Below are 10,323 nucleotides of genomic sequence, written 5' to 3'. Positions count from 1 at the left end.
GTCAACTTTTGTTGGATGTTAGAAATCTGATAAACCGCTTCAATACGGATAGATTCTCAGGAAATAGTGAGCTTAAGAATAGACCGCAATATTAAGTTCCGGAAACATGACATGAAAGTGGAAAATGCCAAGTAGAAACATTTATATATTAGAAACTTGTAAGTATAACTAATTTAAAAGAACAAGCATAATCTGCATATACTTATTTAAAAATTTAGATTAATAATGTATAGTCAAAATAAATTGAATGATCATGATGCTGGTGTATTGTCTATCTTACAGTAAAAAGAACGTGTTTGGTGACCATTTGATGATGATAAGAGGCGCTAACTCCGCAAGTACGAAAATAAAAAAAGTTACGGCCCAAACTAAAATTTTATCATCAACGGGCGCATGAACAACGATGTCAGATAATCCATTTTTCGATAAATATGCTGAAGGTTATGCAAAAAGCGTTTCTCATGCTAAGGGTGCGGATCTTGATCTTCTCATGTCGATCATACCGGATGGCCTGAACATATGCCTGGATGTGGCTACCGGTACTGGGTTCACAGCAGCCGCGTTATCACAAAAATGCAAGCGCGTGATCGCCATAGATGAGACGGAAAACATGATAACCAAGGCACGGGATCTCATGAAGGATCGTGGCATAAGGAACGTAGAGTTCATCAAGACACCGTTTGAATCCTATGAGACCGATATCAAATTCGATGCCATCACAATACGGAGGGCTCTTCATCATTTCAACGACAAAAGCGCCTTCTTTAGCAAAGCTTCGAAATTAATTGCCGAAAATGGGACCATAGCGATAGCAGATATGGTCTCACCAGAAGACGATGACGAAGACAACTTCAACATGCTGGAGAGGATCAGGGACCCAACGCATGTCGGTGCTCTCAAGATAAGCGAATATCGCAATTTGGCTGAACTTCATGGCCTCAAGATCTTATCTATGAACACGACCATTGAGGAACTGACCTTCGAAAAATGGCTTTACCCCGTACCGATGGATTCTGAAACTGCAAAGAAGTGCCTATCGTTTCTGAATGGTCTAACGGCCGACCAGCTGAGGAGGATGCGCTTTGATCCAGAGAAAATGGTGCTGAGAAAGGAAAGATTGATAATAGCTATGGCGAAAGCAGATCAGCCGAAGATGTAGATGTAGAAGGCCGTGATGATGAGTATGAGTATCACAATCTTGTCTATGGTAACAGGATTCAGGTTCTTAAGACCCGAGAGAAGCCCTCTGTTGGCTGCATATGATATCAAGGCAAGGGCGATCACGCTAGCTGCCACAAAGGCGAATGATATGTAAAACAAACCGTAATTACCATATATACCAGCAGCAACAACAAATGGAAGGACGGCTGGATCAGGAAGCACGCTCACCGTCAGCGCGGTTTCTTCGACCTTCGTGGATCTCCTTGATTCCATTATGGTGTTCACGAACATATAAACGCAAACAACCCCTATTATGACGATGGCGATTATCCTGAAGGAAACGAAACCAAAAAAGTACATACCAAGGAATATTATAGCCAGAGAAAGCGCAAGGGAAAGCAATGAGTGCGCAAGGCCCAGAACAGAGGCTATGAATGCGGCGCTGGAAGCTTTCAATTTCCTTTTTATGGAAAGAGCTGCCAGTGGCAACCAGTGATCTGGAGCCACCATATGCAGCGAAGCGAGAAGTATGACCGAACCTAACAGGTAGATGAAATCAATCATCAGTTTTCCTTCTTCAGATACCTATCGAACCACTCGGTCTTTCTCTTCAGCCTGTCCAGCATGTTTTTTGGAACACCTGATCTGGCATGTTCATGATTATCACCGGGATATCGGACCAGAGATGCATCCACATTGTTGAGCTTAAGTGCAACGTAGAACTGTTCTGCTTGTTCTATTGGGCATCTGTAGTCCTCCTCTCCGGTTATGAGCATTGTCGGTGTCTTAACCTTTTTCACGTAGTTTATGGGTGAAAATTCCATCAATTTCTGCATGCCCTCCATGGAGTACGGATCCTTCAAGTCCAGCTCAAGAGTGTTGAACCAGAAGCCGATATCGCTCGTGCCTATCATGCTGAACAGGTTGGATATGGATCTTTCAGATATTGCGCAGGCAAATTCGTTCGTCTGCGTCACGATCCAGTTGGTCATATATCCTCCGTAGGAACCGCCGGTTACACCGATCTTTCCTGTGAGTCCATATCTGATCCTGCATTCCTTTACGAACTTCTCTATATACTGAAGATCCTTTCCACCCCAGTCGCCTATGCAGGCTTTCTCATATTCCTGCCCGTATCCTGTGCTTCCGGGAGGATTGCAGAACAGTATGTTGTATCCGTTGGAAAAGAAATACTGAAATTCTATGAAATACGTGTGTCCGTAAGCAGTGTGCGGACCACCATGTATGAAGAGTATGGACGGAGCATCCTTTGATGCTACCATGGCAAAGCATTCGCCGCCATCCATATCAAACGACTGCGCCTTTATACCTCTGATGTCTGGATTCAGGTCGTACTCAGAATCGAAACTGACCACTGATGGATGCACCATATCAGAATAGATGTAGGCGAGCGAACCTCTGAAGTCGAAGTCCACTATGTTGCGTTCCTCAGGCGTGATCCTCCTGACTTCGTCGCTGACTTCATAGATGAAGGAAGACGATCGATCCTGCCCAATGGCGTATATTTTATTGCCATAGAACATAAGCCTGTAGTGCGAACCACCGAATGAATCTCCTATGACTGAGTTGTATGCATCCTTTCCAACTGATATCATTAGATCCTCCTCAGGGAATACTATGTTTGAGATCCTTCCCACATCCAGTCCGTAGTAACCTGAAAAGGCTATTCTGCCGGAATCAGACACCGCAAAATCGTTTATATCGGCAGGCTCCTTAGTTATCCTCTTAAGCTTCTTACCGTCTGCATCGATTTCAAAGAGATCGGTAAGACCATAATCGTTGGAATTTTCGGTGGTGGATATGACTATCCTGCCTCCGTTTGATCTTATGCCTGTGACGTCAAAATTTCCGGAATAGATCTTCTCCGGTTTTTCTCTTATCCTGTAGAGGGCATTATAGGAACGGAGAAGACCACGTGCATTGAACCTATATTTCACGTCGCGGGCTTCAAAGGGCAAAGTATTATCGGCCGGTTCCTGTGCGATGACATAGATATCTTTCCCTATCAGCGTATAGTCTGAGATCTTTGCAAATGAAGCGATCTCTTTGGCCTCTGATAAATTATCGACACGCATTAAAGACTCCTTCTCCTTCGTGTATTTGATGTAGAAGAGCGAATTTTCGTATATCTTGGGATAGCGCTCATTTTCACCGAATGTAACCTGAACGATGTCTCCAGATCGGTTCATCCTCTTTATTACGGAATGATATTCATCATTCCTGATGTACTTCTCCGTGAAATATACCCAGTCGCCATCCATAAATATATCGTTCGCGAACCTTACTTTATATGCCTGCGTCGGATCCATAGCAATGAATTGTCATATCATATAAGAAAATTGGCTTCATTCTGTGATTTCGATAGACGAAAGTTTTATCACCATGAATATATTTGACACGTATGGAAACAACAAGAAAACTGGCAACAAGTAGCTTGATGGGCCTGATCACTGTTTTCGTGATCGGTGCGCTACCTGCACTTGCAGCAGACTTTGATGGATCTGCATATACCTTCGCCTCTGCCACCATAATTTCCAATGTCCGGCTCCCTTCCTATTATCTAGGAATACTGATCAGTGGATATGCAGCCGGCATAGCTGTGTTCAGTCTTGTGGGAGGTTTTCTTTTCGATAAATTCTCACCGAAGACCATAGTGGTTGCATCCGTTCTCTTCTTCTCTGTGTTTACAATAACAACCGGATATTCAGTCAATGCTGTTGAGTTGATCATTTCAAGAGTGCTCGTAGGATTTGGCGTTGGAATGTTTCAGTCCGCATCTGTTGCATTTTTGGGCGATGCTAATCCAGAATCCAGAGGCACCGGTGTCATGGTCTGGGGCGTTATGGCCGGCCTTGGATTAGTAATAGCGCCATACATATTCCTTCCATTTCATCATTCCTACAGGATGCCCTTCCTCATATCCGGAATAATAGGCTTCGTAATCTCAGTAATATTCTATGCGCTAATTCCCAACATATTCAAGATGGAGAAGAAACCAAAGAACCCATTGAGAGAGATGGTGAATGGATATTCGATCTTTCCAATGCTGGCTATGTTCTTTTTCGGCTTCACCCTACTCAACGTGCTTGGATACTTCTCCTATTTCCTAGAGAGCGTCGTTGGCTTCACCTATGGTTCAACTGCCGTGATAATCTCCGTTCTGGGCGTCGGCGGCATCGTCTTCGGTATTCCAGCCGGAATTGCAAGCGACAGGATCGGGAGAAAATACATACTAGTCCTTGCGATAACGCTGATATTCCTCTCCTCGCTGCTGATGGTACTGCTTCATCGCAATATTCTCCTGTACCTGATACTCACCATAGCCTTCGGTACAGGATGGAGTATATTCTCGATTCTCAGCCCTGCAGCTGGGCAGGATATGGTCAGGGACCAGGTCGTGGGATCGGTCAGCGGTGCCGTACTGATGACATTCAACATAGGCGGGATCATAGGGCCTCTTCTGCTGTCATACCTTCTGACCAGGATAGCATTCAGGACGGCGTTTCTCTATGCAGCCGTTATTCCCGCACTGATCGCACTGATAATCACGGTTGCCATGAGATATCCAAAGAATGTGAAGGAGATAGTGAATGCTCAACTGAAAGAAGAGCTGGCTTAATGATCTTGTCCTAATCCCAATGATATATATTTTATTTTCAATAGCAAATTTCTCATTTTATTCTTATCTCTATAATTGCTCAGATCGCAGTTTCCCGTCACTGGAAACTTTATTTCGATCCATGTCTGGAAGAAGGGTTACGGAGGTTGCGATCTCCACAGGCGTATATTCGGATCTCAGCGATTTTACTTAAGTATCATTTACTTGGTTATCATGGGGATTCAAAAAATATGTAAAGATAATTTATAGATCTTTCCACTGAGGGGAGTCCGTATATCTCATGTCCGAAGAGGGAGTTTTACTTTCTTCCTCTAACTCCTAACTTTCCTATGAGCCCTGCAAAAGTATATTGAAGAGCTTTACTGTAGAAAGCGCGCATATATCATCGCTGAAGACTGGAGTTTTGCAAATTGCAAAGAAATTTGTCAAAAATTAGAAAAAAAGACTCTTCCAATGTTCATGCTGTGGCTATACTTCTCCAAATATTCTTTATTTCATATTGCTTATGTTCTTGATCACAGTAACTAAACCGTCCAAGTTTCTTTGCAGGATTATTCTCTCTTTCCCCTTCCGCGGATAGGCAAACTGTATGGCTGGCCATTCCCATCGAATACGTAGGCTGAATCCCAGAGATCGGTTGTAGTGCATGCATGGTAGGGAAGCAAAAGAAATCTCTGCCCAAGATGCGAAGAGTTGTCCTTAGCTTTTAGCACCGTATGCTCCTCAGACATCGATAGAACTTTGTATTCGTTCCCATCTGCATCCATCACCGTTGGATAAACACCCTGATCAATCGCCACGGACTTGTATCCTGCATCCAGGACTATACGATCACCTCGACTCTCACTGGTGCACATAGAAACTACACCCATGGATATCTCCTCCATGGTGCACAGATTCTGTCTCATACAGTGTACATCGTAATATACGTATGTTCCCGGCTGCAGTTCCGTGGCCAACGAAGACTTAGCCCAGATCTCAGCCGTTGGTGTTCCACCCACCGAGACCACGGGATCATCTGAACAGTACGATTTGATTTTTCTTATAATGGGCTCTATGATAAGCTCCTCTGCCCTTACCTCCTCTTCACGCTTCTTCACATCTGGATCATTTACGTGACCGTCATAGGCCATTATGCCAGCAAGGTTCAAATTACCGCGACTCTTGATTCCTTCAATCAAGGAATCAATCTTTTCTGGATCTATGCCACAGCGATTCATACCTATATTCACATCGATCAATACATTCCCATAAATTCCAAGCTGCCTGCATACCTCAGAGAATTGATCCAGCGCAGGTATATTGTCAACAGCCACGGTAAGATCGCAGCCCATAGAGACTAATTTTCCAACTCGTAGAAACTTGCTTCCAAAGATTTCATTGCTGAGCAGAATATTCTTCACTCCACCATAGAACATGATCTCGGCTTCTGCCGTCTTCTGAACACATACACCGACAGCACCGGCCTCTATCTCCATCTTAGAAAGTTCCGGGATCTTATGAGTCTTGGAGTGTGGACGCAGCCTTTTACCATTCCTATCCGCAACATCCTGCATCTTCCTTATGTTTTTTCTGGTCTGTTCTATATCAATCACCATGAATGGTGTATCAAATGGGAGGTCGAGGGCCTTAACGTAATCCATCAATTCACCTATATCGAAGCGATAACGTCGATCTCTACCAAGACATCATCAGCCACAAAACCGGAAACTATCGTTGTCCTTGCGGGTGGCGATGATTTGAAAAATTTACCATACAGATCGTTCAGTTCCTTGAAATATCTGGCATCCGCAATATACACGGTGATCTTCAATATGTTATCCAGCGACGATCCGGCCTGCTGGAGAATTTTCTTTATCTTCTCCATCGCATTATTGAATTGATCTGAGAATCCAGTCCTTTTATCTGGGATCTGACCGGTCTGACCGGAAACGAAGACAAGATTTCCTGAGACAACAGCATGAGAATATGGACCACCTTTAGGAAGGTCGGAGACATCGATCACTTTTTTCTGAGACATAGAAAAAAGATGATCTCAACGGATAAAAATATTTTGCCTAAGCTTTTAATCCCCAGAATCTCCCATATAAGGAAAAATTCTAGTCCCGAAGGCCGTCCACGTTTTTCACTCCTGGCATATCTGTCCACCGTCAATAACTATCTCTGTGCCTGTTATGAATGCTGATTCATCTGACGCAAGAAACACAAAGAGGTTTGCAACATCCATGGGCGTTCCAAATCGTCCCAGAGGTATCTTTCTGATGTAGTTATCGATCATCTCTTTCGGCAAACCGGCCTCATCCTGAAGTTTTGTTTTTTTATAAATCCAGGGCATACGGAATTTACCCTGATATTATACTTTGCGAGCTCGAGTGCCATCGTCTTCGATAAGAGGATAACACCTGCCTTGGAAGCATTATAAGCCGCAAGACCCTCTTCAGCCAGAATCCCATTCGTTGAAGACATATTTATTATCACGCCACCTCCCTGTTTTATCATTACCTTGGATATTTCTTGGGAGGTGAGAAACGTTCCCTTCAGATTCACGTCGATTGTCCTGTCCCAGTCTGATTCTTTGATTTCTGTGAATTTTGAGAACGGACCAATTCCTGCTATATTGGCCAGAATATCTATCCTTCCGTCTTCGAAAAATTTCAGAGCATGATGGATCATTTCTTTAACGCTGTCGGCTTTTGAAACATCACCGCTGAAGCCATCGATCCTTCCGCCTTTGTCTTTTAAACGATTCACTGTGGAATTTATGGATCTTTGATCCAGATCCACTATAAGCACATTGGCTCCTTCTTCCAGAAAACGCTCAGCTACAGCCGATCCTATAGATCCAGCACCGCCAGTTATGATCGCATTCTTATTTGACAGCCTCATATTAATACCAGTGTCATTATGTGAATACCAAATAATAATACTATTCATCGTAAATGGTTTATTTCCCCGACGTTCTTTGATCCACAATTTTTCAGGTCTGTTATCCTTATACTTTCAAAGGCCGGCTTCCGGTTATCATGGCCTACCTCCCTATCCAATAGCTCATGAGTGGGGCATAATCCAAATGCATGGAAAGATTTCTGGTTCGAATTCATGATCAATGTGTCATGCGCTGTGGTTGCAATACAGCTCCAGTTTTATTTAAATAATGCTACCATATGACTGAATCATGTATCATCTGGAAGCGGAGATAAGGGAACAGCCTCTGACTGTTAAAAGATCGTTTGATAGGATAATTAGCCATAGTGAAACGATCAAAGATCTGTTCAACGACGATAGAGATATATTCATAATCGGCAGCGGAAGCAGCTATCATTCTGCTCTCTTCTTATCGTCGATTCTGGATAGCCTGTCGATATTTAACAAGCCGATGCCGTCTTCGCTATTCAATGATATGCTCGAAAGTTCTGAATACAGAGATGGTCTCGTTATTGCCTTCAGTCAGTCTGGAGAAAGTTCAGATGTCATAGCATCCGCCAAAGCTGCTAAGAATAGAAATTTCAAACTTGTCTCCATCACAAACGGTGAAATAAATACGCTGGCCCATATGTCAGACCACAATCTCAGTTACAACGTTGGAGAGGAGATAGCCATAACGGCCACAAAGAGCTTCACTGGATCCCTTATCGCTTCCTTAGCCATCTATTCTTCGATTTCTGGGCTGGATATCAACATTGCCGGTCTCTCCGCATCCATAGATGGATTGATTGCAAAATCTGCTTCTATGAGTCTGGATTTTTCTTTCAAGAAGGCGATATTTCTTGGATCCGGAATATTCAATGTTTCTGCGATGGAGGGTGCGCTTAAGCTTCGAGAGACGGCAGGAATAGATGCAGAGGGCTTTCCTTTCAGAGAATACCAACATGGATACATAGAGACCTTAGATGATCAGACTTTGGTGGTGTGCATTAGCGATGTGCCTTCTGATAAGATCAGAACATATACTTCCAAATTTCTCTTGGTAGATACCGTCGGATCTGATCTCATCAGCGGTCTAGACGATCCTCTATTGCGGGCCATAGCTGATATAATTCCCCTGCAAATTCTGGCTCTTAGATCCGCAATCGCACGCAATATAGATCCTGATCATCCAAAGAAACTCACCAAGGTGGTAAAATGAAGATCGTTTCGGTCGATGGCGGTGCAACAAAGACTTTTGCCATATATTATGATACGGAAGCGGAGGAGGTTCTTGGAGTCGGAATTGCTGGGCCGTCCAATTATTTTTCAGTTTCTATAGAAACTGCGGCTAATAACATTAGAAAGGCTATAGATATGGCAACTTCTCTGAGGAGAACCGATGATTATGACCTCGTATTGGGAATAGCAGGATACGGGGACTCTCCGAAGGCAAATGACATTGGCCGTGGATTGGCAAAAACTGTCGCAGGCAATCGTATTTTCTACATTGAAAACGACGGAGTATTTGCCTATAGGATGGCAAATCTATTTCACGATGGTCTAATATTTGCTCCAGGTACGGGAAGCATAGGAATATATCAGAAAGAGAATCATTTGAATCGGATCGGCGGTTGGGGATGGTTCGCAGGTGACGAGGGATCTGCTTCCTGGATTGCTAAAAGGGCCATAACTCTGAGTGAAGAGCAGTACGATGGTCTCATAGCTGGCGACTCATTGATCAGAGCTGTTGAACAACATTTTGGAAATGATTTCATTCAGGCCATAAACGATCTCGAAGGGGATCATCCAAAAAGAAAGGTTGCTTTGATGGCCCCAAGGATCTCTATGCTGGCGTATAAAGGGGATGCTATAGCAAAGAAAATTCTGGATGAGGCTGGAGAATATGATGCAAGGATCCTGAATAGAATGACTGAATTCTTCGATCATCGGGTAGATATGGCATTGGTAGGTGGAACGGTGATGGCAGGTAGAATATTGACAGATACTGTAAAGAGATTGATTGAAAACCAAACATTGAGACTCTTCTATGGATATCACGTTGCGGTGGGAGGCATCATCATGTTCCTAAACAATATGAAGATTCAGTTCGATACCAATCTAAGGGACAGCATCGTTTCTCAGACGGATCGGGCCATTATGGATCTTGATGTTACAGCGCTGCCAGATTATATTGAAATATTGAAATTGACCGAAGCACCATAATTTCATGATAGGAACATTATGCAGTAGTAATCGGGAAATTTTGAAATAATTTGAAAAATTTATGAATAATCAAATTAAAGCAGTTAGGATCGTAGAAATTAATCATTTTTCTATTGTTATTGACTCTTTCGGATTATGTGGCGATATATATGAAAAGATGCTTTCTGCTATATTACCCCTTTTGGCCTTATACTAACACTATACATTACATGGACTTGCATTTCAAAGGATACAAATATCGACACCACGAGAATAACGAATTATGATTCCACCTAGTCCTATATTATACCTTGATAGAATATGTATGTTAATAAAATAGTCCCCCAGATAGGAAAAATCGAACCAGCGATCGGCTTTTTAATTTGGAATATCTTATACTATTATTCCCACCC

10 protein-coding genes are annotated in these 10,323 nt (G+C 43.0%); 4 read left to right on the top strand and 6 right to left on the bottom strand.

Features of this window, described 5'->3' with window-relative positions; genetic code table 11:
- The first annotated feature begins 403 nt into the window (after positions 1 to 403).
- Complete coding sequence (locus Q0C15_RS04745; protein ID WP_297216887.1) at positions 404 to 1,159, top strand: class I SAM-dependent methyltransferase; 756 nt, start codon at positions 404 to 406, stop codon at positions 1,157 to 1,159.
- On the opposite strand, the gene Q0C15_RS04740 is transcribed toward Q0C15_RS04745, so the two are convergent.
- On the bottom strand, positions 1,144 to 1,725 hold the full coding sequence (locus tag Q0C15_RS04740; RefSeq protein ID WP_297216885.1) for a hypothetical protein: 582 nt from the start codon (positions 1,723 to 1,725) through the stop codon (positions 1,144 to 1,146). The two genes, Q0C15_RS04745 and Q0C15_RS04740, sit on opposite strands and share 16 nt — an antisense overlap.
- On the bottom strand, positions 1,725 to 3,491 hold the full coding sequence (locus Q0C15_RS04735; protein WP_297216883.1) for a S9 family peptidase: 1,767 nt from the start codon (positions 3,489 to 3,491) through the stop codon (positions 1,725 to 1,727). The genes Q0C15_RS04740 and Q0C15_RS04735 overlap by 1 nt, the downstream gene beginning before the upstream one ends.
- 92 nt (positions 3,492 to 3,583) lie before the next feature.
- Here Q0C15_RS04735 and Q0C15_RS04730 point away from each other — a divergent pair, with 92 nt between their 5' ends.
- A complete protein-coding gene (locus Q0C15_RS04730; RefSeq protein WP_297216881.1) occupies positions 3,584 to 4,801 on the top strand; it encodes an MFS transporter in 1,218 nt (405 codons plus the stop codon).
- A 551-nt stretch (positions 4,802 to 5,352) separates the two neighbouring features.
- On the opposite strand, the gene Q0C15_RS04725 is transcribed toward Q0C15_RS04730, so the two are convergent.
- The 4 genes from Q0C15_RS04725 to Q0C15_RS04710 all read right to left on the bottom strand — a co-directional run bounded on the left by Q0C15_RS04725 (position 5,353) and on the right by Q0C15_RS04710 (position 7,687).
- A complete protein-coding gene (locus Q0C15_RS04725) occupies positions 5,353 to 6,444 on the bottom strand; it encodes an alanine racemase (protein WP_297216879.1) in 1,092 nt (363 codons plus the stop codon).
- Between the two features lie 8 nt (positions 6,445 to 6,452).
- A complete protein-coding gene (locus tag Q0C15_RS04720) occupies positions 6,453 to 6,821 on the bottom strand; it encodes a RidA family protein (protein ID WP_297216877.1) in 369 nt (122 codons plus the stop codon).
- Positions 6,822 to 6,926: 105 nt separating this feature from the next.
- Positions 6,927 to 7,079: an SDR family oxidoreductase gene (locus tag Q0C15_RS04715; RefSeq protein ID WP_297216875.1), complete on the bottom strand. Its 153-nt coding sequence runs from the start codon at positions 7,077 to 7,079 to the stop codon at positions 6,927 to 6,929.
- The gene (locus Q0C15_RS04710) at positions 7,076 to 7,687 is read right to left on the bottom strand and encodes an SDR family NAD(P)-dependent oxidoreductase (RefSeq protein ID WP_297216873.1); all 612 of its coding nucleotides are present in this window, start codon (positions 7,685 to 7,687) and stop codon (positions 7,076 to 7,078) included. Before Q0C15_RS04710 ends, Q0C15_RS04715 begins: the two co-directional genes overlap by 4 nt.
- A gap of 289 nt (positions 7,688 to 7,976) precedes the next feature.
- Between Q0C15_RS04710 and Q0C15_RS04705 the strand changes: the two genes are divergently transcribed.
- Positions 7,977 to 8,927 (top strand): SIS domain-containing protein, encoded by a 951-nt coding sequence (locus tag Q0C15_RS04705; protein WP_297216871.1) that lies wholly within the window; start codon positions 7,977 to 7,979, stop codon positions 8,925 to 8,927.
- Positions 8,924 to 9,931, top strand: coding sequence for a BadF/BadG/BcrA/BcrD ATPase family protein (locus tag Q0C15_RS04700; protein ID WP_297216869.1), 1,008 nt, complete (start codon positions 8,924 to 8,926; stop codon positions 9,929 to 9,931). The genes Q0C15_RS04705 and Q0C15_RS04700 overlap by 4 nt, the downstream gene beginning before the upstream one ends.
- Positions 9,932 to 10,323 lie beyond the last annotated feature (392 nt).

The organism is Thermoplasma sp. (genome assembly GCF_023256435.1).
GTDB lineage: Archaea > Thermoplasmatota > Thermoplasmata > Thermoplasmatales > Thermoplasmataceae > Thermoplasma.
This window is presented reverse-complemented; position numbering and strand designations above follow the sequence as displayed.

Bases quoted from the DNA above. Each gene is read 5' to 3' on its own strand.
- Q0C15_RS04700 (WP_297216869.1), top strand. From the start codon at position 8,924: ATGAAGATCGTTTCGGTCGATGGCGGTGCAACAAAGACTTTTGCCATA.
- Q0C15_RS04710 (WP_297216873.1), bottom strand. From the start codon at position 7,687: ATGAGGCTGTCAAATAAGAATGCGATCATAACTGGCGGTGCTGGATCT.
- Q0C15_RS04740 (WP_297216885.1), bottom strand. From the start codon at position 1,725: ATGATTGATTTCATCTACCTGTTAGGTTCGGTCATACTTCTCGCTTCG.
- Q0C15_RS04705 (WP_297216871.1), top strand. From the start codon at position 7,977: ATGTATCATCTGGAAGCGGAGATAAGGGAACAGCCTCTGACTGTTAAA.
- Q0C15_RS04745 (WP_297216887.1), top strand. From the start codon at position 404: ATGTCAGATAATCCATTTTTCGATAAATATGCTGAAGGTTATGCAAAA.
- Q0C15_RS04715 (WP_297216875.1), bottom strand. From the start codon at position 7,079: ATGATCGATAACTACATCAGAAAGATACCTCTGGGACGATTTGGAACG.
- Q0C15_RS04720 (WP_297216877.1), bottom strand. From the start codon at position 6,821: ATGTCTCAGAAAAAAGTGATCGATGTCTCCGACCTTCCTAAAGGTGGT.
- Q0C15_RS04725 (WP_297216879.1), bottom strand. From the start codon at position 6,444: ATGGATTACGTTAAGGCCCTCGACCTCCCATTTGATACACCATTCATG.
- Q0C15_RS04730 (WP_297216881.1), top strand. From the start codon at position 3,584: ATGGAAACAACAAGAAAACTGGCAACAAGTAGCTTGATGGGCCTGATC.
- Q0C15_RS04735 (WP_297216883.1), bottom strand. From the start codon at position 3,491: ATGGATCCGACGCAGGCATATAAAGTAAGGTTCGCGAACGATATATTT.